This is a genomic window from Desulfobacter hydrogenophilus (genome assembly GCF_004319545.1).
GTDB classification, from domain to species: Bacteria; Desulfobacterota; Desulfobacteria; order Desulfobacterales; family Desulfobacteraceae; genus Desulfobacter; species Desulfobacter hydrogenophilus.
Window position 1 is genome coordinate 1,091,726 of the sequence record NZ_CP036313.1, and the last position, 23,361, is coordinate 1,115,086.

At 49.1% G+C, this 23,361-nt stretch carries 21 protein-coding genes; 9 read left to right on the plus strand and 12 right to left on the minus strand.

The genetic code is table 11. From position 1 onward, the window contains the following. Positions 1-71: 71 nt before the first annotated feature. Complete coding sequence (gene glgP / locus EYB58_RS04755; protein ID WP_111958028.1) at positions 72-2,618, minus strand: alpha-glucan family phosphorylase; 2,547 nt, start codon at positions 2,616-2,618, stop codon at positions 72-74. Then, complete coding sequence (locus tag EYB58_RS04760; RefSeq protein ID WP_111958026.1) at positions 2,615-2,830, minus strand: hypothetical protein; 216 nt, start codon at positions 2,828-2,830, stop codon at positions 2,615-2,617. The genes glgP and EYB58_RS04760 overlap by 4 nt, the downstream gene beginning before the upstream one ends. 558 nt (positions 2,831-3,388) lie before the next feature. On the opposite strand from EYB58_RS04760, the gene EYB58_RS04765 reads away from it, so the two are divergent. Further along, entirely contained in the window at positions 3,389-3,757 is a 369-nt protein-coding gene (locus tag EYB58_RS04765; RefSeq protein WP_111958024.1) for a hypothetical protein, read from the plus strand. Here the strand turns inward: EYB58_RS04765 and EYB58_RS04770 are convergent. The 4 genes from EYB58_RS04770 to EYB58_RS04785 form a co-directional block, all read right to left on the minus strand. Further along, positions 3,752-5,167 (minus strand): sigma-54-dependent transcriptional regulator, encoded by a 1,416-nt coding sequence (locus tag EYB58_RS04770; protein WP_111958022.1) that lies wholly within the window; start codon positions 5,165-5,167, stop codon positions 3,752-3,754. The two genes, EYB58_RS04765 and EYB58_RS04770, sit on opposite strands and share 6 nt — an antisense overlap. Positions 5,168-5,170: 3 nt before the next feature. After that, entirely contained in the window at positions 5,171-5,716 is a 546-nt protein-coding gene (locus EYB58_RS04775; RefSeq protein ID WP_131072009.1) for a GAF domain-containing protein, read from the minus strand. Between the two features lie 300 nt (positions 5,717-6,016). After that, positions 6,017-6,934: a YitT family protein gene (locus EYB58_RS04780; protein WP_242637557.1), complete on the minus strand. Its 918-nt coding sequence runs from the start codon at positions 6,932-6,934 to the stop codon at positions 6,017-6,019. Positions 6,935-6,936: 2 nt separating this feature from the next. Continuing rightward, positions 6,937-7,146, minus strand: coding sequence for an FmdB family zinc ribbon protein (locus EYB58_RS04785; RefSeq protein WP_111958018.1), 210 nt, complete (start codon positions 7,144-7,146; stop codon positions 6,937-6,939). Between the two features lie 502 nt (positions 7,147-7,648). On the opposite strand from EYB58_RS04785, the gene EYB58_RS04790 reads away from it, so the two are divergent. From EYB58_RS04790 to ftsH, 4 genes are all read left to right on the plus strand, one after another. Next, positions 7,649-8,554: a cation diffusion facilitator family transporter gene (locus tag EYB58_RS04790; RefSeq protein ID WP_278186434.1), complete on the plus strand. Its 906-nt coding sequence runs from the start codon at positions 7,649-7,651 to the stop codon at positions 8,552-8,554. Between the two features lie 609 nt (positions 8,555-9,163). Further along, positions 9,164-9,607, plus strand: a complete 444-nt coding sequence (locus EYB58_RS04795) for an Hsp20/alpha crystallin family protein (protein ID WP_111958014.1) — start codon at positions 9,164-9,166, stop codon at positions 9,605-9,607. A gap of 106 nt (positions 9,608-9,713) precedes the next feature. Next, positions 9,714-12,392, plus strand: coding sequence for a bifunctional acetate--CoA ligase family protein/GNAT family N-acetyltransferase (locus tag EYB58_RS04800; RefSeq protein ID WP_111958012.1), 2,679 nt, complete (start codon positions 9,714-9,716; stop codon positions 12,390-12,392). Further along, entirely contained in the window at positions 12,392-14,287 is a 1,896-nt protein-coding gene (gene ftsH / locus EYB58_RS04805) for an ATP-dependent zinc metalloprotease FtsH (RefSeq protein ID WP_111958010.1), read from the plus strand. Before EYB58_RS04800 ends, ftsH begins: the two co-directional genes overlap by 1 nt. Before the next feature lie 35 nt (positions 14,288-14,322). On the opposite strand, the gene EYB58_RS04810 is transcribed toward ftsH, so the two are convergent. Both EYB58_RS04810 and EYB58_RS04815 read right to left on the minus strand, forming a co-directional pair. Continuing rightward, a complete protein-coding gene (locus tag EYB58_RS04810; RefSeq protein ID WP_131072010.1) occupies positions 14,323-14,910 on the minus strand; it encodes a DUF6399 domain-containing protein in 588 nt (195 codons plus the stop codon). Positions 14,911-14,931: 21 nt separating this feature from the next. Next, a complete protein-coding gene (locus EYB58_RS04815) occupies positions 14,932-16,002 on the minus strand; it encodes a hypothetical protein (protein WP_131072000.1) in 1,071 nt (356 codons plus the stop codon). 459 nt (positions 16,003-16,461) lie between these two features. Between EYB58_RS04815 and EYB58_RS04825 the strand changes: the two genes are divergently transcribed. From EYB58_RS04825 to EYB58_RS04840, 4 genes are all read left to right on the plus strand, one after another. Continuing rightward, positions 16,462-16,653: a hypothetical protein gene (locus tag EYB58_RS04825; protein WP_207309130.1), complete on the plus strand. Its 192-nt coding sequence runs from the start codon at positions 16,462-16,464 to the stop codon at positions 16,651-16,653. Positions 16,654-16,777: 124 nt separating this feature from the next. Then, positions 16,778-17,371, plus strand: a complete 594-nt coding sequence (locus EYB58_RS04830; RefSeq protein ID WP_111960214.1) for a TetR/AcrR family transcriptional regulator — start codon at positions 16,778-16,780, stop codon at positions 17,369-17,371. A 217-nt stretch (positions 17,372-17,588) separates the two neighbouring features. After that, positions 17,589-17,864 (plus strand): helix-turn-helix domain-containing protein, encoded by a 276-nt coding sequence (locus tag EYB58_RS04835; protein WP_111960212.1) that lies wholly within the window; start codon positions 17,589-17,591, stop codon positions 17,862-17,864. Between the two features lie 20 nt (positions 17,865-17,884). Then, positions 17,885-18,751, plus strand: coding sequence for a class I SAM-dependent methyltransferase (locus EYB58_RS04840; RefSeq protein WP_111960210.1), 867 nt, complete (start codon positions 17,885-17,887; stop codon positions 18,749-18,751). A 114-nt stretch (positions 18,752-18,865) separates the two neighbouring features. Here the strand turns inward: EYB58_RS04840 and EYB58_RS04845 are convergent, their stop codons facing one another. From EYB58_RS04845 to EYB58_RS04860, 4 genes are read right to left on the minus strand one after another with little or no spacing between them, the layout of a single operon-like run. Then, a complete protein-coding gene (locus EYB58_RS04845) occupies positions 18,866-19,378 on the minus strand; it encodes a 4Fe-4S dicluster domain-containing protein (protein ID WP_242637558.1) in 513 nt (170 codons plus the stop codon). After that, the gene (locus EYB58_RS04850) at positions 19,375-21,585 is read right to left on the minus strand and encodes a molybdopterin-containing oxidoreductase family protein (RefSeq protein WP_111960206.1); all 2,211 of its coding nucleotides are present in this window, start codon (positions 21,583-21,585) and stop codon (positions 19,375-19,377) included. The genes EYB58_RS04845 and EYB58_RS04850 overlap by 4 nt, the downstream gene beginning before the upstream one ends. Before the next feature lie 15 nt (positions 21,586-21,600). Further along, entirely contained in the window at positions 21,601-22,758 is a 1,158-nt protein-coding gene (locus EYB58_RS04855; RefSeq protein ID WP_111960204.1) for an MFS transporter, read from the minus strand. Further along, entirely contained in the window at positions 22,745-23,143 is a 399-nt protein-coding gene (locus EYB58_RS04860; protein ID WP_111960202.1) for a hypothetical protein, read from the minus strand. The genes EYB58_RS04855 and EYB58_RS04860 overlap by 14 nt, the downstream gene beginning before the upstream one ends. Positions 23,144-23,361 lie beyond the last annotated feature (218 nt).

A 23,361-nucleotide genomic window follows, 5' to 3' on the forward strand; every position in this document is an offset into this window, starting at 1 on the left:
GGTTTATATAAAAATCCCCTCAAAGGGCTACTGTTGGCGCAGTTTATTTGTAAATCTCACAAAAAGCCCAATCACCGCTGCCATAAAATATGTGCGTCCTCAAGAGGAACCGAAGCACCTTCGCTGTACGGTATGATTCGTGCCGTATAATCGGTTTGCGGGCGTCTTGCAGACACAGCAGCACCGTAGGTATAGCCACTGACCGCTCCAACCAGCTGACGAACACGCTTCATCTGTTGCCGTACCGGTTTGTCACCGTTGCTTCCATCCGCATAAAGCTCTACCTCTACGGCATCCGGATTGAGATCACCAAGAGAAACCTGAACCTGAAAGAGGTGTTGACCCCCGTGCGTTTCTACCTTCACTTCGCCGAAACGCACCATGGCCCAGCTCTGCTCCAGACTCCGACGCCAATCGACCATTCGTTTGCTGCTTTCGCCTTTATCGGCAGTACGCAAGTGATGAGATGCAGCAGCCGGGAGATAGTAGTACTTGGTGTATTCACGAACCGCGCGGTTGGCCGAGAAACGCGACGTCAAGGTCGCCATGCTCTCCCGCATACGTGCTACCCAGGCGGTGGGAATGCCGTTTTCATCCCGGGTATAAAATTCCGGAATCACCTTTTGTTCAAGCAGGTCGTAGAGTGCGTCCGCCTCAAGTGCATCCCAGGCCGGATTATCCCCATGCTCAAGGCCATCTCCAAGCGCCCACCCTACCTCGGGGGTGTAGGCTTCGGCCCACCAACCGTCAAGTTCGGAGAGGTTGAGACCGCCGTTGACGAGGACTTTCATGCCGCTGGTGCCACATGCCTCCCAGGGTCTCCTTGGCGTGTTGATCCAGACGTCGACCCCTTGCACCAGCTGCTCCGATAACAGCATGTCGTAGTCGCTCAAAAAAACAATATGGGCCCGTACATCTGGTCGGTGGATAAAGCGTATCCATTCCCGGATCATGGCCTGCCCGGCCAGGTCTTCCGGATGGGCCTTGCCGGCAATGATCAGTTGTACCGGCCGCTTTGGATTGGAGAGCAGTCGAAGTAGTCGTTCCGGATCGTGCAGCAGCAGGTTGGGGCGCTTATAGGTTGCAAATCGACGGGCAAAGCCCAGAGTCAAGGTTCCCGGATCAAAGAGATGTCTGGCCTTGGCGACTGTTTTGGCAGACATGCCGGCGAGGGCTAATTGTCGTGACAAACGCTCACGGGCATAGGCAACGAGAGACTTGCCGGCGGCAAGACGAAAATCCCAGAGCTTTGCATCGGAGACCTGGCGAATGTTCTGTTCCAGATCTTCCATTGTGTTCATCCATCGATCTTTCCCACAGGCCTCCGTCCAGAGGTTGTCGGCCGGAGCCGAATCCCAGCTTGGTGCGTGGACTCCGTTGGTTACATGTCCGACAGGCACTTCCTCCACTGGCCAGCGGGGAAAGAGAGGCGCAAAGAGGTGACGGCTGACTTTGCCGTGCAGGCGACTCACGCCGTTAATCGAGCCGCTCCCCCGGATTGCCAGATAGGCCATATTGAAATTTTCCGAGGCGTCGTGCGGATCCCTTCGTCCCAGAGCCAACAGATCTTGGGTGGTGATGCCGAGCTTGTCCTTGGCATACGCGCCGAGATAGTCCTCGATCAGAACCGGAGTGAAACGGTCAAAGCCCGCGGTTACTGCTGTGTGGGTGGTGAACAGGTTGCCTGCCCGGGTGGCTGCCAGGGCGACCTCAAAGGGCTGGCCCGACTCCTTCATGAAACTGCGGGTGCGCTCCAGAACAGCAAAGGCGGCATGCCCTTCATTAAGATGACAGACTTCCGGCCTAAGACCAAGGGCCCCAAGCAATCTCCAGCCACCGATCCCGAGAAGCAGTTCCTGTTTGAGACGCAGTTCCGGCCCGCCGCCATAGAGCTCACTGGTAATCCCGCGATGAGCTGGGTAGTTGGCCGCATCGTTGCTGTCCAGCAGATACAGCTTTACCCTGCCCACCTGAACCTGCCAGGCCCGCAGCCAGACAGAATACCCAGGCAGAACAATCTCGAAACGCAACCACTCGCCGTTGGGCCGGCGCAGAGGAGTGATTGGGAGCTGACCGGGATCATTATATGGGAACAGGGCCTGTTGCGACCCGTCTCTGTCAATCACTTGGCGGAAATAACCCTGCTGATAGAGGAGTCCGACGCCGACCACCGGTACCCCCAGATCGCTTGCCGCCTTGAGTTGATCGCCGGCGACATTGCCGAGCCCGCCGGAGTAGATGGGTAGGGCCTCGCTCAACATGAATTCCATGCTGAAATAGGCGACACAGGTCAGCGGACTCTTTTGATGCTGCTGCTGAAACCAGGCTGGAGCAGCATCCTCCTGCTTTCTTTTCTGCACAAGGGTATCCACATTTTTGCGAAAAACAGGATCGGCCAATACGCCCTCAATCCGGTCACGGGAGACCGTCTGCAGAACAACCCAGGGGTTATGCGTAATTTCCCAGAGTTCGGGATCGAGTTTTCGCCACACCTCGTCGGTTGCGTGGTTCCAAGACCAGCTCATATCGAGAGCCAGTTCGGCCAGGGAATCAAAGCCCTCGATTTCTGTGGGGAGCAGGTTATAGAGGGGGTGGCTGACACGGGTCTGTTCGCTCATGGTTTCTCCTTGATTTTTGATGTGGATGCAATACCAGACTCCGACGGAGACGCGGTGAGGGCATCGCCGACGATCATCGGTGCTTCCTCCAGGCTTCGGTCCAGATGATCCGTTTCTTTGAAGTTTTCCGCGTAGATTTTGCAGATATCCTCGGTCCCTGACGGACGAGTGGCGAACCATCTGTTTTTCGTGCTTACCTTCAATCCACCGATGGGTGCGTCGTTACCCGGTGTCTGGGTAGGGACTAATTTTCATGGTTCCCACTCTCTTTCTTTCGCTTGTGAGCGTATGCATATTTTATATCATAATTTGTTGAATAATCTCTGAATAACCATACCTCTTAAATCAATGCTTATTAGACATTTCCAGACGGAGATGCTTGTTATTTTTGTTCACGTGGCCTTCCAATGGTTCAATGCGGCTGGTAACCGATCATTGTTACCTAAATAAAATAGCATAAAGTGTGCCAGTAGAAAGGTTGATGATATTTGCAAGATGAGATTGGTTACAGAACAGTTCATAAGGGAAGAAGGATAAAATCATGTTGAAATATTTCCTGCATCGCAGGAATACTTATTGTTCGGCAAGAATTTTACTGTCTTATATAACACTGTCGGCCAGGCACTCACCGTCACCGATGCATACCAGGAGAACATCCAGTAGATGTCTTGATATACGATAGGTAAATAGTCGGCATTGATTATGCTTGTGAAGAAATAAAAAATGCATAGAGAAACAGGAAGGTCAATGCAAAAGAGGAATAAGGCCATATGGAAATAATTTACTATCACAGTCAAGATGTTGCTGGCGATTTTGCCGAAGTGCTTTGCGCTTCGTTCCCTCACATTTCGGTCTATACATCCGTATCAGCCTTTTGCACACGACTTCGCCATGCGCCGACCCAGGGTGTGATCATAATTTTAGCTGCTGCAGACGACAAGGAACTAATGATACACATGTCTATCCGATATCTAATGAAAGATGCACGCATCATCTTGATTGTACCGACCAGAGATGCTGCTTTACTGGTGAAAGCCCACACATTTCATCCTCGCTTTATTGGTGATCTGGAAAGCGATCATCAGGAAGTCATCGCCGTTATTCATAAAATGCTGTCCCGAGGAGACAGGTGGTTATAAATGTCTTTTTATATTATGCTTTTTCAGTAGGGTGTACAGACGGGACTGGGACAGGCCGGATATGCGGATGGCTTCTTTGATATTTCCGTCTGTAATATCCATTAAGTCGGCGAGATACTGTTGTTCGGCCTGGGTGTAGATGGCTTCACGGAAATCCTGCAACGGGGGGAAAATTTTAAAGTTGGTGTCGGTCGGCTTCTCTTCTGCCGGCTGATGGGGATGGGCCACTGACTGGCGAACCGCCTGAATACGAATTTGGGGCGGCAGGTGCTTGGGAAATAAGGTTGGTTCGTAACGGGCTGCAGTCAAAGTACGATCCATGGTGTTAATTAATTCCCGGATGTTTCCCGGCCAGCTGTAGGCTGCCAGAACATCAAAAAAATCAGACGAAAACCCCTTGGGGGCAATACCCGTACGTTCACAGAGACGGTCAGAGTGAAATCTTGCCAGCGCTTTGATGTCGGCGGGCCGCTCCTTTAACGCCGGCAGATTGAGGGTAAAGGCGCTGATGCGGTAAAGTAGATCTTTCCGAAACGTTCCCTCGGTCACCATGGATTCAAGATTCCGATTGGTGGCCGCGACCAGACGAAAATCACTTTTAATTTCGGATTTACTACCAATAGGTCGAAAGCGATGTTCCTGGAGAACGCGTAAAAATGCTTTCTGAAGAGATAAGGGCAATTCACCCACTTCATCCAGAAACAGCGTCCCCCCATCAGCCTGTCGGATCAATCCATTGCGATCCTTATCGGCACCGGTAAAGCTTCCTTTGAGATGGCCGAATAACAGGCTTTCCACCAGTGTATCGGGCAAGGCAGCACAATCCACCACGACTAAACTGTTTTTTGAGCGCGCACTGTTATTATGAATAGCCTGGGCGAACAATTCCTTGCCGGTACCGGTCTCACCAGTAATCAGCACGTTGATATCACTCAAGGCTGCCTGGGCCACCATATCCAAACAGGAACGGATTTGAGGGCTATCCCCAATAATGTTCTCATGTTGGAGGGCCATCACGACATCGGCAAGAGGCGCGGCCTTCTTTTCCTTCCGGTATTGCAGGGCCCGGGAGAGAGCAAGACGAATAGCTTTGATCGAGGCGGTTTTTTCGATGTAGTCCCAGGCACCACTTTTTATGGCTAATTCGGCCCCGTCGGCGTCAGCGTATCCAGTACTGATGATCACTTCAGGTGCATCGGGAAGGGCTTGGAGTTGCGGTAATATGTCCAGTCCATTGCCATCAGGCATACGAATATCGAGAAACAATACGTCAATGTCTTCAGATTTTACTTTTTCCAGACCTTCCTGCAGAGTTGTCGCACAATCGGCTTCATGATTCATGTGCCGGACGAGGCGGGATAGTGAGTAGCAGATATCTTCGTCATCGTCAATAATGAGAATTTTGGCCATGGCTTAATGTTCCTGTGCTGGTGTTTTCGTTTCATTTTCCAGGGCGGTGCGGATCACCCCGGCGAGTTCCTCAAGCAGCTGAAGTTCATCTTTACCAAAGGCATTGGGTTCTGCTGCACAGATACTCAGGGCACCAAACGGCTTATCCTTTTTTTTCAACGGCAGTGCGGCAGCCGACGCATAACCCCTTTTAAGCGCCTCTTTCCGCCAAACTTCATAATTCGGATTGGTGAGAATATTCTGAAAAACGCTTGGTGCGCTATTTCGAATGGCGCTGCCGGTTGGCTCTCGTCTCCTTTGGGTGTTGGTCCAGGTCATATTAAATAATTTTAGATAATCTTTTTCATATCCCCTGTGCACCACTGGTCGTACTCTCTGTTCTTGGTTGTCTTCGGCAGAACCAATCCAGGCCAAGCGGTATCCCCCTAATTCCACAACAATCCGACAGATGTCCTGCATGAGTTCAAATTCATCCTTGGCACGGATTAACGTGTGGCTGCACTCATTCAGCGTTCTTAGTATTCGATTCGTTTTACGCAATGATGCCACTGGGAGATCCGTCCAAAAATTGCATTACCATTTCGACAGCGGAATTGGAAATTGCAGCAATATTTTGTTTGTCATGATTGAGATCATCTGACAAATATCCATCCTATCAAAAAATTGTTGTTAACCCATGCGTAGTGGCCGGATATTTATCCCGATTCATAGCATCGATTTGTATAATTACATACAAGAGCCTATTTCACAACCAGCATGCAGAATATGTCTGAGGGTAAGATTAAGATGAGGGGGAGTGATGATAGAGGTATAGCGTGTTCCTGAGTCTATAATTGCGTGCTTATTTGGCTAATATTGGGGCTGATTACCAATCCGCCGGCCCATCACCTCCAGTGTATCGCTGACTACCATAAAGGCCTGCGGGTCTATCTGGCGGATGAGTCGTTTTATCCGTGACAATTCTCGGAAATTGACGACGGTATACAGGACTTTTTCATCTCGACCCGAATAAGCGCCTTGACCATGCAAAATTGTCACACCATGCTTGGTCTCCTCCAAAATTTTGCGGGATATTGCATCTCCGAGGTTGGATACGATCATTACCGCCTTTCTTTGACTTAAACCAGTGACCACCAGATTGAGGATACGGGCAGATACGTAGATATATATCAAGGTATAAAGGACTTTTTCCAGGGGAAAAAACAAGGCGCCTACCAGCAATATCATGCAGTTGAAAGCCAGTGCGGTGGTTCCCAGGCGCACGGAAAACCGCTTGAGCAAGGCTACAGATAGAATATCGGTGCCACCACCTGATCCCAGTGACTTCAAGGTGATACCCCCTCCGACACCTGATAAAATTCCCGCCAGCAAGGCACTGCAAAGCATATCCTGAACCGGAAACAAAACATGGGACCACGCCAGAGAACCTGAAAAAATTGTCATGCCGGCCAGGCTGTAAAAGAAAAAGCGTCGTCCCACAAATTCCCACCCCAAAGCAAAAATAGGAATATTCAAGAGAAAATAGAGAGTCGAAACCGGCAGAAATGGAAACAGGTAATGCAGGATAAGAACCAACCCCGCAAGGCCTGAACTGAGGAAACCATTGGGGATCAAAATCCCATTGATAGAGATGGCACATAAAATACTTCCCAAAGTGAGCAGCAGCAGGTTCAACAGCACCTGCCCTATAGCGTGTGAAACGGCACTGTTATGCAGGGATTTCAGCTCATGTCGTTTAACCTGCTCAAAACTCTGATCCATATTCATACTCATCCCCCTGAGGGTTTGACCTTTTTAGCTCCTTTTCCATGGGAATAACCATCGGCAAACCATCCCCCCCCTTTTAATCTAAAGGAACAGGAGGATAGTATCTTTTTAGCTTTTTGATGACACATTGGACACACAATTTCTTTTGTGTCCATCTTCACAAACTTTTCTGTGATGGTGTTGTTGGGACACTTGAATTCATAGATTGGCATGATATCACCTTTCGGAGCTGTCTATCACTTCAACTCCTTGATATTTTTTTGGACCATCTGTCTCCTATATGGTACAGTGCTTATTTTTTCATAAGCATAATCAATGCCAGCTTTTTGCCTATTTTATAAAGGCCTCTATTACTCGATCATCAAGTTTTTAGGGAATTTGTTCAAATTCAAGGCGGAAACAATTTTTAACCGGAGGAATATACAATATATTTTGAGGATTAAAAATTGTTTCCAACGCCGAAGTTGGGCAAATTAACAAAAACTTGATCATCGAGTATTATATATCCTCCTGGTGTAAATGGATAACGGTGGGAGCCTGACTGGCAGTTTTATGCAAGACAATAAAATTCTTGCCGGACAAGAAGCATTCCTGCGACACAGGAAGTATTTCAGTATGGTTTTATCCTTCTTTCCTGAAGACCTGTTGTGTAACAAATCGGCTACCGATTTAAGCCGGGACACCCTTTAAAAATAGGCTTCTCCTGGCCCCTCGATTCATGGAGGCTTAGGTACTGCAAAACTCTTATCTCCGGGTCAAACTGTCCCGCGTTATGTCGGTAGCCCCTTCTCTCGATACGAGCTTCGTCAGGGAAAAAAGATCGGCTCCCCGAGTCTGATAGCTGATGCCAAACATATTCGGACAGACATGTTGTCATCTTCCGTGATCCTGGCCGGACTTGTGGGAGCGTGGTTTGGTCTGGATTTAGACAGGATGGCGGCAATCCTGGTCGTCTTATTCGTTTTCAAGGCCGGGGCCGGCATTTTTGTTGATGCCTTTCGGGTCCTGCTGGATGCTTCGCTTGATTTTGAGACCATGGATAGAGTAAAAACCATCATCCTAAAGGACCCCAGAGTAGTTTTAATCAACAGTCTCTGGGGAAGAAATTCCGGTCGTTACAAGTTTATTGAGGCCGATATCGTCATCAAGGCCAGAAATCTTGAAAAAGCCTCTGCGGTTAGCCGCGCAATCGAGGGGGAAATCAAAAAGCAGGTTTTCCATGTGGATCATATCCTGATCCATTATGAACCTCAAAAAAAAGAGACCCGCACCCTGGCTGTTCCATTAAATGATGACATGCAGGGACTCTCCGAGCATTTTGGAGATGCGCCTTACTTTTATATTGCCACGGTCAGGGACCGTGACGGCACCCTTCTTTCGGAGGCATACCACCGCAATCCTTTTGCTGGAGAGGAGAAGGGTAAAGGGATCAAAGTCAGCGAGTGGCTCCTCGAAGACGGCATAGATACTGTCTACACACCTAAAGGGTTTAAAGGAAAAGGGCCCGGTTATGTCTTTTCGGATGCTGGCGTGGATGTTATTGTGACCAGGGATAGGAGCCTTAAAGATATCCGGGGAAATTCTCAAAAAGGAGAGGATTCTTCTGATTTGATCATATGATGAAACGCCATACATGTATCCTACATTTCGCTTGTCTCTGTAACTATCCTAATTTATATCTTCTGGCCTTGTTTTTTTGATTTCGAAATTTAGTATCTCTCTCACACCAATCCACCGAGAACCAATAAAAAGAGATATCCTCCTTCCTTTCATGGATCGGTAATCTCTTTAAAAAAAGAGGGTAAAGATTTCATCTGCTGGGTATTCAATTTCATCCTTGGACCTCCTAAGGTTACAAGAATAATCAATGCTGGCTTTTTGCATATTGTATAAAGGCCTTTACAGGATGTTTTCCTGGTGTAAATGGAGCGTTGGGAGCCTGACTGGCAGTTTTATGCAAGACAGTAAAATTCCTGCCGGACAAGAAGCATTCCTGCGACACAGGAAGTATTTCAGCATGGTTTTATCCTTCTTTCCTGAAGACCTGTTGTATAACAAACCTATATCTTAACAAATATTATCACAATCAATATTGGCATACTCTATGCTTTACATACGAATAACAACGGTCGGTTACTGATCGCAACGAACCTGGGGGAAGGTTAAGTAAACAAAAAAAGAACCCCCGTCCGGAAATGCCGGATGAAAAATAATTTAGGAGGTATGGTTATGAGTCTCATTAAATACAAACCACTCAGAGAAATGGAACTCTTTCGTAAAGAGATGAATGATCTGTTCAGTGATTTTTTTAGTGAAGGGGCGCTTGCTCAATCCTTTGGCAAGGACTGGACACCCTCGGCAGACATTTCCGAGACGAAAGGCGCTGTCATTGTCAAAGCCGAACTGCCCGGTGTGGACGCCAAGGACATTCAAGTCACCCTTTCAGGTAACCTTCTGACCATTCGGGGAGAAAGAAAGGAAGAAAAAGAAGAGAAAACGGAACAGCGGCATTACTCTGAAAGGTATTATGGCGAGTTTCAGCGTTCCTTCCAGCTTCCGGCCAAGATTCAGGAGGACAAGGTGACAACAACCTTTGACAAAGGGGTGTTGAAGATCACGCTGCCAAAAACCGAGGAATCTAAGACAAAAGAACTTAAAATTGAAGTGAAGTAAATTAAATCCGTTGCAACCTTCCCCAGGTTTGACTCATTATTTCCGAAGACGGACTGGGTAATTTAACTTTGCCCAGTCCGTATAGGATCGCTGGAGAGAACTCAAAATGGAAACTTCAAATCTGGATAAAATCTTCAAGCCCAATTCCATCGCTGTCATTGGGGCCAGCGAAAAAGCAGGCAGTATCGGCTTTGCCCTGATAAGGAATTTGCAGGCAGGTGCATACCAGGGAAAACTTTTCCCAGTCAATCCTAACCACCGGACAATTGATGGGTTAAAAGCCTTTGTGTCTGTTGAACAGATAGGTGAACCAATAGATCTGGCAGTCATCGCCACACCCATGCAAACGGTTCCTTCTGTCATACGGGACTGTGCAAAAGCAAACGTGGGCGGTGCTATTATTATCTCCGCCGGCGGTAAAGAGATCGGCGAGAAGGGTCGAGAACTCGAGGGGGAAATCAGCAAAGAGGCCCAAAAAGGCGGCATTCGGATTATCGGCCCCAATTGTGCCGGTGTCATTTGCACGGGAACTCAACTTTACGCTACCTTTGCAGATGAAAAGCCGTTGCCGGGGAAAATGGCCTTTATTTCCCAGAGTGGGGCACTGATGAGTGCGATTCTTGACCTTTCGCTTAAGGAACGCATTGGATTCAGTCATTTTGTCAGTATCGGTTCCATGCTGGATGTCGATTTCGGTGATCTGATCGACTACCTGGGTAACGACCCGGATGTAAGCAGCATTGTACTTTATATTGAAAGCATTACCCATGCGCGGCACTTTATGAGCTCCGCCAGGGCGGTCTCCCGCATCAAGCCGATCGTGGTGCTGAAGTCGGGAAGAAGCGCAGCCGGTGCAAAGGCTGCAGCCTCACATACGGGAGCCATGGCCGGTGAAGGCGCTATTTATGATGCAGCTTTTGATCGGGCAGGGATTGTGTGTGTGAAAACCATTCAGGAACTTTTTGACTGCGCCGAACTGGTGGCCAAACAACCGGTGCCTAAAGGGTCCGGGCTTGCGGTGGTAACCAATGCAGGCGGTCCCGGGGTTATGGCCGCAGACGCCATGGCCGAACTGGACTTCGCGCCGGTGCCCTTAAGTTCCATGACGATACAAAAACTGGACAAAAAACTGCCGCTGTTCTGGAGCCGGGAAAACCCCATCGATATTCTGGGAGATGCTATTCCAGAACGATTTCGTCAGGCCGTTGAGATTTGCATTGCAGCGCCGGAAATTGATGGTCTCATGGTCATCTATGCCCCCCAAGCCGTGAGTTCTTCTGTCAACGTGGCCAACGTGCTGATTGACCTGTTAAAGGATTGCCCCATACCTGTTTTTGCAGTCTGGATGGGTGGCGAAGAGGTAGAAAAGGGACGGAAAATATTTAACCGGGCCGGCATTCCTACCTATGAAACACCGGAGCGGGCAATCCAGGCCTTTCACCTGCTGCATGCCTATACCCGCAATATAGAATTGCTCCAGGAAACACCACAAAAACGTGTGCATACCTTTGCCTTTAACAGGAAAAAAGCTGAAGCAATTATTCGGGGAATGCCCAACGAAGAGTCGCGGTTTCTGTCGGAAATCGAATCCAAAAGTCTTTTAACTGCCTACGGCATTCCGGTGAATCGGACCGAGGTAGCAACCTCTCTCAAGGAAGCGGTTCGCCTGGCCAATGAAATCGGTTATCCGGTGGCCATGAAAATTTTTTCCAAAGACATCACCCACAAGACCGACGCCAACGGCGTTCGACTGAACCTGAACAATGAAGCTGCCATCCGGGATGCATTCGCTGGTATCATTGCTGCTGCAAAGCGTTATAATCCGGCGGCGGAAGTGACGGGTGTAACGATCCAGTCAATGTTGAAACCTTCGGATTACGAGTTGATTCTGGGTGCTAAAAAAGATCCGGTATTCGGGCCGGTCATCCTGTTCGGGATGGGCGGTATCATGACTGAAATTCTCAAAGACCAGGCCATCGCCCTGCCACCCCTGAATCGTCTCCTCGTCCGTCGGCTCATTCAGAGTACCCGGGTGTATCAATTGTTAAAGGGCTACCGAAACCGGCCGGCGGCGGATCTTGAGCGACTGGAAGAAATTATCATCAGCCTGTCACAGTTGGTCACGGATTTTCCCGAGATTGTCGAGCTGGACATTAATCCGCTGATTCTGAAGGAAAATTGTTTTATTGCTGTAGATGCGCGAGTGCTTGTCAAATCCTCCGATATTCCATCTCCCCTTCACCTGATCATTAGCGCCTATCCAAATCAGTATGAACGTAAAACAGTGACGCGGGGAGGACTGAACATTTTTGTTCGGCCCATTAAGCCCGAAGACGAACCTCTTCTGCTGGAATTGTTCCATACATTATCCCCAAAAAGTATTTTTCAACGATTTTCCCGAATGATAACAAATCTGCCGCATAAGATTCTGGCCCGATTAACCCAGATTGATTACGACCAGGATGCGGTTCTGGTTGCTCTGAAGGCAGAAAAAGCGGGTGAAAAAATGATCGGGGTGTGCCGCCTGACCCAAGTTCCCGGTAGCCGGAAAGCGGAACTCGGCATTGTGGTTGGAGATCCCTGGCAGGGAAAAGGGGTTGGGGCAACACTTCTGGAGAACTGTATACCCATCGCTCGAGAACGCGGGATCGAATCGGTCTGGGGCCGGGTTTTGGCAGAAAATACGACCATGCTGTCTCTGGCCAGAAAAGAAAGGTTTACCATCAAAAAAATCTCCGAAGATGATCAATACGAAATCACGATCAACTTAAAAAAGGACGTGTGATGAATAAAACAAATTTTAAAACAGAACACAGAACACCGGAGATCGAAATCAACAAGCCGGGTGCAAGCAAATTCTGGCAACAGCCCAACTTCAATCTCTGGGCTTATATTATATTTGTGGTTCTCTCTTTTTATTTGTGGCAGGGTTATCTGGAAGTTAAAAAAGAGGAGATTCCCTACAGCAAATTTATCGCCTACGTGGAAAAGAATGAAGTAGCTGAGGCTAAAGTCACCGACAAATATATCTCCGGTACTCTGAAGTTGAAAGATAAAACAACCAATAGTCCCCGACGTTTTATTACCGTACCTCTCTTGAATAATGAGTTGGCACAGAACCTTGAAAAACACGGAGTTGAATATTCGGTCAGCAGGGGTAGCAACTGGTTCGGTAATTTCTTGGTGAATTGGGTCATTCCTTTTGGGATGCTTTTTCTGGTCTGGACATGGATTACCCGCCGCATGGGCCAGGGAGGCAAGGGCTTTCTCAGTATAGCCGGCAACCGGGTTCATATTCACGCAGAATCGACTCTGAACGTCACCTTTGACGATGTAGCGGGTGCCGAAGAGACTAAGGAGGAATTGCTTGAAAACGTCGCTTTTTTGAAGGATCCGGAACGCGTGCAGCGGCTGGGAGGAAGGATGCCCAAAGGGGTTTTGCTTGCCGGACCTCCCGGAACCGGCAAGACTCTGTTGGCAAGGGCCGTAGCCGGCGAGGCCAAGGTTCCCTTTTTTTCCATCGCCGGTTCCGAGTTTATCGAAATGTTTGTCGGCGTCGGTGCGGCCAGGGTACGGGAACTTTTTGAACAGGCGCGCCAGAAGGCACCTTGCATCATCTTTATTGATGAAATCGACGCCATCGGTGGAGCCCGCGGCATTGGACCGATGATGGGAGGCCATGACGAGCGAGAGCAGACCCTGAATCAATTACTCTCAGAAATGGATGGTTTTGATACTTCCGTCGGAGTTGTGGTGATGGCAGCGACCAACCGGCCTGATATTTTGGATAAGGCATTGCTTCGAGCAGGCCGGTTTGATCGGCAGATCATTGTTGACAAACCTGATCTCAAAGATAGAGAAGCCATTCTGAAACTCCATAGCTCCAAAATCGAAATGGCTGAGGATGTCGACCTGCATGTGGTGGCCCAGCGTACTCCGGGTTTTGTCGGAGCAGACCTGGAAAATATCGCCAACGAAGCTGCTATTGGTGCGGTGCGGGAAAACCATGACCGGGTAACCATGGAAGATTTCGAAGCTGCCATCGACCGGATTGTTGCCGGGCCGGAAAAAAAACATCGGGTTTTAAATAATGAGGAAAAGAAAAGGGTGGCATTCCATGAATCCGGCCATACTTTGGTGGCGGTTACTGTGCCTACCGGTACGCCTGTGCACAAGGTTTCGATCATTCCACGGGGAGTTGCAGCCCTTGGCTATACCATGCAGCTGCCTGTGGATGAAAAATTTCTTTCTACCAAAAATGAACTTAAGGACCAACTCACCATTTTGCTTGGCGGAAGGGTAGCCGAAGAGATCGCTTTTGGGGATATTTCTAGCGGGGCTCAAAACGATCTGGAAAGAGCGAGTGAAATTGCCCGTGCCATGGTCTGCCAGTTCGGCATGAGCGATAATCTCGGGCCGCTCACCTACGGCAAACGGCAACAACTCATGTATCTTGGCGTTCAGGGCCAGGAAGAACGAAATTATAGTGAAGAAACCGCCAAGCTTATCGATAGTGAGGTTCGCACCTTGGTGGAAGAAGCTCATGAACAGGCGACTCAAATTCTCACAAAAAAAAGATCTACTCTTGATGCTCTTGCTGAACTCTTGAAAGAAAAAGAAGTGCTCAGCGGTGATGAGGTCGCCAAGGTGACGAAGAAAGCAGATAATGACATTTTTTAACATATCGGGGTTGATCATAAGATCGGCCATTCTCACTAACTCACCATTTTTATTCTACTTCTTGGCCTTGCAGGTAAAGGCATATTTTCAACAAGCCATTCAAACATGTTGATCGGTTTGTTTTCAAAAAATCGTTCTGCCGCAGTGGTCCCGTCAGGCCTTTTTAAATGGAAGTTATGAATTACCGTCAAACCCTTCATTTTTCGATCACTCAGGCGGTGCATTCCATGGTGATGCAAAGATAGTTGAGCATTTCGTCCTTCTACACAGGAACTTGATCTTTGAAAAAGTCCAGCACACTCCTTGGCAGTTCTTACCATAGAGTCGATTTCACAATCATCAAATCCGGAAAGAGGCCCGGTTTTGTCCTTCAAGACTGAAAGTAATTCCTGTGATTTTTGTCGAATTTTCCCTCTTTGTTCGGGGTCCGTCTCCTTTTGGGCAACTTTGTGGAGGTAAAAGCCCGGAATCAACCAGTTGTGCATTAATTCGCGTTGGTCATCAGTCAAAGCCATCTTGTTGACAAGCGATTCGACCATCCAAAAAAAAAATGCAATGGTTGCTGTCATCTTTTCGGTGACGCGCCAGGCCTTCTCAATTCGTTCCTTGCATCGATCTGCCAAGTCTTCTGTCTCTTCCCGGATTTAATTAAAACACCCTTTCAGTTGAATACTTACAGAGGCTGAGTCCCGCCTTGCACCTGTGAGAGAGTCGTAGGGATGATAAGCCGTGCTTATTTCCTTTCTTGCTTTTGAAACAGTTTCCCGGTTTCCCCTTGTCTTATCCAGAGAGGCTCTTGCTTCTTGTTCTTTTTTCTGACAAATGGAGATTCTTTTATCAAAGTCGGGATGCCTGCCAACGGGCCGTTTAACAAGGTTTTCAAAATCTTCTTTACTTTTCAGTGCCCCATGGACTGTCTTTTCACTTTTTTCATGTTCTTTTTCGGCCTTTCGGATTGCGGCAGAGAGTGGAGCTCCGGTTCCCCTGCTGATTTCATACATTACATGAAAAAGATCTGGGGAGTGATGGCCGTTCAGACCTTTGGTAACATGATAGATCAGTCCTTTCCCCTCATCGCTGGTACCCTGGAGAACCTTGACGGGGAGATTAGCAATCGCCTCGATCACCGCCTGGTTCCAGGTATCTCCCGAGCGATTCTTTTCATATCTTTCAAGGATGATATAGTTGGAGTCAGGCTCAATAGCCACAAGGCAGATCTGAGGATGAAAGGTTTCGTCTTCACACAGGGTGATCCGTTTTTCAGGCATCAGTATTGAAAGACGAGCTTTTTCCATATCACCGAACTGGCCTATCATGATGTCTATTTCATCCGAAATCTTTTGATGGGTGCCGTAGGATGAAGCCACAAAGCTTGATAATTGGGTTAACTCCAGGAAGTTAGATATATTCCGAAGGCTGGCACAACCTACCTTGGTGAATTCAAAATGGAGAGCCTGAATCAGGATATGTAAAAATTTAACCCCTGCCGGGCTCTCAAAAAAAGAGACCATGGACGGATCCGCATCAATTCGGTTCATACGGTTCAGCCAATTTTGGAGCGTCGTACGGGGAACACCGTTATCTTTAGCAAACTCCCGCTGGCTGAGTTTTTCTTTGTGGGTTTGAAAATCAATAATTTTCATGGAGACGTCGTCTCTATCCCACCTCTTTTTCAGATTTGCTTTTTGAGAAGACTCAGAGTATGTAATGGTCATGCTCGGTCTGTTGTTCCTTTATTTAGAATAGTTTTTGTTGGCGCAATATCTATTCTCAGACCGGGCTATTTTTGTCTATCTATTTTTCTCATAAATTTATTTTCTTTTGCTACCCCGTGGCCCATCTTATGATCAAGCCCTACCCGGACAAATGGGTATAAACGGTTCTCTACAGATTTTCTTTACAACAAGCTGTATTTGTATAGAATTCCAACTTACGCAAAGTGGAAAAGGGCGCAAGCCTTACAATGAAGAACACCGGAAAGCCATGTACGGGAGAACCGTATGCACGGTTTGATGAGGGAGCACTGAGGGTGCAAGGTATTTGGAACACGTAGTAGCCGCGTGCGGCAAGGCGTCTCGAATATATAAAGGGCCAAAAAAACCGGCTAAATCAGTGCTCTACTCTACCCCGAATTCAAGGGACTGATTTACAATGTTTCCTACGGGGTGTTGGGGGTGGCGTATGCCCTGGCCTTAAAGGTTCATCGCACGGCTCTTGAATCTGTTTCCATGGGGGCGGTGGATTCCGTTGTCATGGAAAACCAGGTATTCATGGACGTGTTTGCCTGTTTTCCCCTGGTGTTCATGGCAGGGTTGACGGTCATGGTGTTTTTTTCGTTTCTGACCTTTAAAAAGGAATCTTCTTAAAACGATCCTCTTCTCAATCCCTTTCTTTCACGACGATCCCTTGACATAAATCATACCAAGTAGTATGTTTTTTCGAAATTATACGGGCCATGGAATTGTTGGTGGGAATAGAGGTAAACCGCCCATGAAAAAAATAGAGTTAAAGAAAAAGTTAAAGTTAAACAGCATCGTTAAAGCCGCGCAAGCGTTGTTTCAATCCAATGGCTTCATCGGTACCAGTATGGATAAAATTGCCGACAAGGCCGGTGTCACCAAACAAACGGTATACCGGTATTTCGATTCGAAGGAGGCCCTTTTCAAGGCGGCTCTGGACCTGAATCGCCTGGAGGCGACCACCCATGATTTCCAGGAGGCACTGAACCTGGAAGATCCCACAGAGGCCTTGGAAACCTTTGCAACCGGATTCATTGAAAGACATTTGTCCAAAGAGCATCTGGCAAACATCCGTTTGCTGGTATCCGAGGGCCCCATGGTGCCTGAAATAACCCGCGTCTTTTATGCCATGGGTCCCCGACGGATGAGAACCCGCCTTTCACAATTTTTAAAGGACAGATTTAACATAGAAGACGCCGAATACGAGATTGGCGTTTTTCTCGACATTCTTCTTTCCCTGCGCATGCCTGTACTTACCGGCCTGCATGCGCCTCCGTCCCGGGAAAGTCTCCGGCGGCATGCTGCCAAAGCCGTCAAGGTTCTCATGAAATTACTCGATTTATAACGGTTGCAGACTGTCCCTGGTTTCCCACGGCCAGGGTTGGGTCCACATTAAATATGGAAATTTGGTCCTTCAAGTTTATTTAAAAATTTCATACAAAATAAAGGGAGGTAACCATGATAACCCAAAAACGACCACTGAAATGTGAAGAATGTGGCGCAGTCATTCCTGAAAACGATGAAAGGGAATTCAAAGGCAGGTGATCTGCGAGGATTGCTACATGACCGTACTTTCTCCGTTGAAGGTATGCGATCCATGGGCTGCATGCTGCGCCAAGTCCTTTTCGGATAAACCCGGTTCCCAGCCGGATTTAACCCCGGTGCAGACACGGATCCTGCAGGTTTTAAAAGAAACCGGTGGCCTTGAACGCCAGGAACTTGCGGAACGGCTTAAGCTTTCCGAGGAGGAGTTGAAACGAGATTTTGCAACACTCCGTCACATGGAAAAAGTAAGGGCTGAAAAAAAGGACGGATGTATAATACTCAGCCTATCGTAAATACTTTGAACAGGATCGATATGAATTTATTTCCATTGCAAAACCAAACGGTCTGGAAAGATCTGTGGCAGAAAGAGTTAAAGAATGATCCGGAAACAAAGGAAAGCCAGGATCATATTAAAAAATGGGACCAGCGTGCCCCGAGCTTTGACAAAAGAACCGTCAGCCCGGAGGCTGTTTTACGAAAAGAGCGCATCTTTTCCATGCTGGAGAACGCGGGTGCGCTTCAGGCCGGAAACCGCATCCTTGATATCGGGTCAGGACCGGGCAACTGGGCCATTCCCATGGTGGAAATGGGGGCGGAAGTGGTGGCTGTTGAGCCTTCCGGCGGCATGGTGAAAATACTAAGGGAGAAAATGGCTGCCAGGGGCATTCATTCCGATCAACTCCGCATTGATCAGAGAGCATGGCAGGATGTGGATGTGGAAAAAGAGGGACTGTCCGGCCAGTTTGATCTGGTTTTTGCTTCCATGAGTCCGGGGGTTCGGGATCCGGAAACATTGAACAAGGCCATGAAGGCCTCCCGTAAATTCTGCTATTTAAGCACTTTTTCAGGTGGGGGGTGGCGGAGCTGTTACAATAATCTGTGGCAGAACATTACCGGACAGGTGCTTGAATCATCCTCGTGGGATTTTATCTATCCCTTCAGCTATGTTTACGCCCTGGGGTACCGCCCCCAGATCGATTTCAATGTCTGGACCCATGACCGGGATGAAACCATTGATGAAGCAGTCGAAAACATCAGCTTTTTTGTCCAGGGGGCTGTGGATGTCACTCCGGAAATCCGGGAAAAGTTGAAGGCCCATGTCACAAGCCAGGCCGTGGATGGCATTTTCCATCAGAAACAGACCATTTGCCAGGGGGTAATGCTGTGGCAGATCGCCTGACCCGGGGCCATGGCCGGTCCATCTGAAACAATCGTCTGGCATTTTGGCATTCAGGTTGGCTTTCAATGGTAAAGTTAAGGGATGGACCCCAGGGGTGGCTGTCCCCTGGGGTCCTTATCCATTCCCTTTAAGCGCTTTAGCCACAAAGGTTTCATACGCTTTTTTTTCCTCCAGAGTCACTTCTTCCAGAACCAGGGCCCTTCCCGGGCAGGTGGCCACGCATGGCGGATCCGTGCCTGCCAGGGCCTGACCGACACAGAGATCGCATTTTTGCATCACCTGATCCTCTCCGAACTGGGGCACACCAAAAGGACACGCTTCGGCGCAGGCCCTGCATCCGATACAGAGGGTCGTATCCACCCGTACCCGGCCGTCCTCCGCCTGTTTTAAAATGGCCTCCACCGGGCATACCTCTGCACAGGCCGGATCGCTGCAGTGCAGGCAGGAGAGGGAAAGACCATGGCTTTTTACCCCGGGGTAGCTGCCTTCCCATAGATTGATCACCCTGCGGTACTGGACACCATAGGGCAGACCACGCCACATCTTGCAGGCGGTTTCACACCCGTGGCACTGGATGCACCTTTCAGGATAAAATTTGATCATGTATTCCCGTGTCAAATCGTTCATTTCGTCCTCCTGCATTTTTCCACCTCAACCAGCGTCTGACTGGTCATGGCCGTCACCATGGGATCATAGGCTTTTTCAGGGTCCACACTGTACATGATATTGACGTTGGCGCCACCATCGGTCAGCGGATAATCCGCCATTTTAAGCTCCTCGCATCCCTGCCACCAGCCGTGGAGAAGCATCACCGTATCCGGACGGATGCCCGGGTACAGTTGTGCCCTGACCCTGAGCCATCCATGGGGCGAGGTGACTTTGATCCAGTCCCCGTCCTTGATGTCTCTGGTACCGGCAGTGTCCGGGTGGATGTGTAGCATAGGGTCGGGCTCGAGTTCGCGCAGGAAGGGTACGTTCCGCTGCCAGGATGCGCTGAAGTTTTTGGATGTATGATAATCGGAAAAAATCAGCGGATAGGTTCGGGTAAGATCCGGCGTGGCCGTAATGCCTTCCGGCGGTTCCCGCCATTCGGGCATGGGTGGATAGCCGGCCTGTTCAAAGGTGGTGTTGTAGAGAGCCACCTTGCCCTGGGGTAAAAAGGGACCCTTATCCAGCCGGGTGCTGGGACGCTGGAACACCCGGTCGAATTTTTCGTATTCATGCCTGGCAGAAGAAAACGCCAGGCCGACTGGGTGCTGCCGCAGCCCTGCCATATCCACACCCAAAGGTGCCAGTTGCTCATCCATGCAGGCCGTGATGTCCCCCTGCCAGAAGTCGTCACCATAGTCCATGGCCTTACCCAGATCCAGGAAAAATTCGAACATGGATTTGTACGGTCCCAACGGGTTGATGACCCGATTGGTGGACATGAGCCAGTTAGGGCCATATTGAAAGGGATGGTCGGTCTCATATCCGGTGGCCACGGGCATAACAATATCGGCCCAGGGGATTTCCGGGGTACGGGCCACATCCAGCACCACAAAAAAATCGAGTCGTTCAAGTGCTGCCAGAACGTTACGGGTTCCCCGGGTGCTGGCCAGGGGCTGGGTTCCCGGAGCAATGATGCCCCGGACCGGGTAGGGGGTTTGGGTCAGCACGCTTTCCCATATCCGGTAGTAGGCCGAAGTCGGACCTTCCAGAAAGGGCTGGAAATATTTGGGGAACTCCGGGGCGACCAACTTATCCACAAGCTCTCGGGTAAACCTGTGCTTGAGGGTAATGTCCCCGGGGGCCTTGGGGGGCGGCAGTTTCAACAGGTTGGTTCCGGGCCGGTCAAGGTGCCCTGTGACGGCCATGAGCATGGCGATGGCCCGGACGGCATCTCCGGCCGAAGGGGCGTGTTCCAGGCCGTTGCCCACGTCGATGGCGGCCCTGGGACAGGTAGCATAGGCCCTGGCGACTCCTTTGATCTGGGTTGCGGGTACGCCTGTGATGATTTGTGCCCATTCGGGGGAATATTGCCGGACGTGCGCCTTTAGGGACTCAAAGCCGTAGCACCAACGGGCAACAAAATCATGGTCGATCAGGTCCTCTTTGAGCACCACATGCAGCATGGCCAGGGCCAGGGCCGCATCTGTGCCCGGCCTGACAGGTACCCAGGTATCGGCCATGCCTGCATCCGGTTCCACGGATGGCTTGATGGCAATGATGTGCGCCCCCCGTTGGGTGGCCTCCAGAAAAGCCCTTGCCGCAGAGGACACCGGGCCCGAGTAGATGGGCTGCCGCCCCCAGTAGATAATGAGATCGCTGTTGGCGGTGTCCGGCAGGGGCCAGTCCGCCACCGTGTACATGAAGGCAAAAACGCGTTGTAGCACGCAGATGCCGCTGTGCCCATAGTTGGGGGTTCCGTGAACAACGGCAAACCGTTGCAGGTATTCGCTGTAGGAGCGTTTGGCCGGGGAAAGGATGGCCAGGGACTCGGGACCGTATTCTCGCTTCTGGCCCAGCAGAACCTCGGCGATATGGGCGATGGCCTCATCCCAGCTGATTTTTTCGAATTTACCCTCTCCTTTTCTGCCGATACGCCGCAGGGGATGGGTCAGCCGATCCCGGGAATAGACCCACTGGGGTGCCGTATGGGCCTTGGCACAAAGAGCGCCCCTGTTGTTTGGGCATTCGTCCATGCCGGCCACACGGAGGAATTTTCCGTTTTTGCTGAAGGCGTAGATACCGCATCCCCCACCCGGCCCGCCGGGACCGCACATGCCGCACACCGTGGGGACAACTTCTTCTCCTCTGACTTCTGCCACTTTAATGGCCTGTTCATAATTCATGGATCATATTTCCCTTTATTTATGCTGGTGAACCCGGGGGGTTTTTACCATCTGGGCAAACAGCAGTGAAATAAGCGCCAATCCCGCTGAAACAAAAAACGGGATGCGCCAGTTGATGGTCCACAGAAAACCGCCCACTACCGGCAGGATAACAGCGGTCAGGTGGTTGATGGTAAAAGCAACCGACATGGACGGAGCAATATCTTTTGGATCGGCCTGTTTCCTGAAAAAGGAATTGATGGCAATCATGAAACTGAAAAACAAGTTGTCTGCCAAGTACATCCCTGTGGCAAAATACTGGTTTTCCACCAGTGCGTAACCCAGGAACACCAGGAACAGTCCCGTATATTCAACGGTCAGCATGGTGCGCTCACCATAACGATTAATGGCCCTTCCAACGACAGGGCTTAAAAAATAGGTGATGATATTGTTCACCACAAACAGGGTGGAAATGTAGGCGACTGAAAAATGGTATTTTTGTACCAGAAGAAAAACCGAGAACACCATAAAAATCTGCCGCCGCGCACCGCTTAGCAGGTTAAGCACATAAAAGAGCCAGTATTTTTTCCTCAAAATCAATTTCTTGTGCTGCACCGGAAGGGCTTTGTCCACCGGTTTTCTTGTATAAGAATAAAGACCGATCAGGATGACAACCGACCCGATAATAAAGAATATCTTCTGTATGGACAGATAGTCGGAAATGACCCATATAAATATTCCAACGGTAATATTTGACAGTGCTGTATAGCTTTTCAGCCTTGCCAGAACAATGGGAACCCTTTCGCCGGCAAAATATTGCAGGGTAAGGGACTGATTACAGGTTTCAAAATAATGATACCCCGTGGACAGAATCAGGGTCGTTACCAGCAACCCGCCAAAGGAGGGGAACAATCCTGCCATCATGTCGCCAAGGCCCAGCAAAAGAACTGCCAATGCAGCAAAGCGGTGTTCGGCAACGATCAACAGGATAAACACGGCAAAGAAGGTCAGGAAACCTGGGATTTCCTTTACCGACTGGATGGCTCCGACCTGAATGGAATTAAGCCCAATGGTGTCAACGGCAAAATTATTAAATAAGGTTTGCCATCCCTGGAAGCCAAATGCCGATGCCATGACCAGCATTACCAGGTATAAATACATTGGGTTGTCTTTGTAATTTTTAAATTGGTTCATAATTTACACGTATTACCTTTTTTGTCCTTAAATAAAAATCACTACCGCCATTGAGATGGGCAACAAATTGTGGTTCATCGTTTTGATCCATTCCATTAATTATCATACTGTAAAGCATGACAATACTCGGTATTGTCTGTTTGTCAAGAAAATCATACTCAGCGGTATTGTTTTTTGCAAAAAATGAGAAAAACCCAGCCATACCTCGCTGGGTCAACCCAAGGAGAAGGTGTTGCCGGTATTCCTTGCAACGTTCAGATGCAAAACGTATTGAAATGACATTGGGTTGTGTACTTGGACCTTTACCGGCAACTATCTGCTTAAAACCCGGCATAAAACTATATTTTATGGCGTGGTTATTCATCACTTTTTCAACTGTTTCCATCCAGACTGGTTCAAGATCTGCTTCTTCATAGCATTGTTCTGCCTGTTCAAAGTTGGATAGAGCAGCAGTGTGATAGCTGAGCTTAATGGTGCAGTATTGATAACTTCAAGAATACGAGGATGCCATTCTATACGTTGTTGTTTCGGAATATACCTTATCAGCTCTTTGTGGGAAAATTCATCAGGGTGTTTTAAAAAATTTTGCCATGCATCCTCCTG

Excerpts from the sequence above, each read along its gene's own strand:
- glgP (WP_111958028.1), bottom strand. The coding sequence starts at position 2,618 with ATGAGCGAACAGACCCGTGTCAGCCACCCCCTCTATAACCTGCTCCCC.
- EYB58_RS04765 (WP_111958024.1), top strand. The coding sequence starts at position 3,389 with ATGGAAATAATTTACTATCACAGTCAAGATGTTGCTGGCGATTTTGCC.
- EYB58_RS04770 (WP_111958022.1), bottom strand. The coding sequence starts at position 5,167 with ATGGCCAAAATTCTCATTATTGACGATGACGAAGATATCTGCTACTCA.
- EYB58_RS04780 (WP_242637557.1), bottom strand. The coding sequence starts at position 6,934 with ATGAATATGGATCAGAGTTTTGAGCAGGTTAAACGACATGAGCTGAAA.
- EYB58_RS04785 (WP_111958018.1), bottom strand. The coding sequence starts at position 7,146 with ATGCCAATCTATGAATTCAAGTGTCCCAACAACACCATCACAGAAAAG.
- EYB58_RS04795 (WP_111958014.1), top strand. The coding sequence starts at position 9,164 with ATGAGTCTCATTAAATACAAACCACTCAGAGAAATGGAACTCTTTCGT.
- EYB58_RS04800 (WP_111958012.1), top strand. The coding sequence starts at position 9,714 with ATGGAAACTTCAAATCTGGATAAAATCTTCAAGCCCAATTCCATCGCT.
- ftsH (WP_111958010.1), top strand. The coding sequence starts at position 12,392 with ATGAATAAAACAAATTTTAAAACAGAACACAGAACACCGGAGATCGAA.
- EYB58_RS04815 (WP_131072000.1), bottom strand. The coding sequence starts at position 16,002 with ATGACCATTACATACTCTGAGTCTTCTCAAAAAGCAAATCTGAAAAAG.
- EYB58_RS04830 (WP_111960214.1), top strand. The coding sequence starts at position 16,778 with ATGAAAAAAATAGAGTTAAAGAAAAAGTTAAAGTTAAACAGCATCGTT.
- EYB58_RS04835 (WP_111960212.1), top strand. The coding sequence starts at position 17,589 with ATGACCGTACTTTCTCCGTTGAAGGTATGCGATCCATGGGCTGCATGC.
- EYB58_RS04840 (WP_111960210.1), top strand. The coding sequence starts at position 17,885 with ATGAATTTATTTCCATTGCAAAACCAAACGGTCTGGAAAGATCTGTGG.
- EYB58_RS04845 (WP_242637558.1), bottom strand. The coding sequence starts at position 19,378 with ATGAACGATTTGACACGGGAATACATGATCAAATTTTATCCTGAAAGG.
- EYB58_RS04850 (WP_111960206.1), bottom strand. The coding sequence starts at position 21,585 with ATGAATTATGAACAGGCCATTAAAGTGGCAGAAGTCAGAGGAGAAGAA.
- EYB58_RS04855 (WP_111960204.1), bottom strand. The coding sequence starts at position 22,758 with ATGAACCAATTTAAAAATTACAAAGACAACCCAATGTATTTATACCTG.
- EYB58_RS04860 (WP_111960202.1), bottom strand. The coding sequence starts at position 23,143 with ATGGAAACAGTTGAAAAAGTGATGAATAACCACGCCATAAAATATAGT.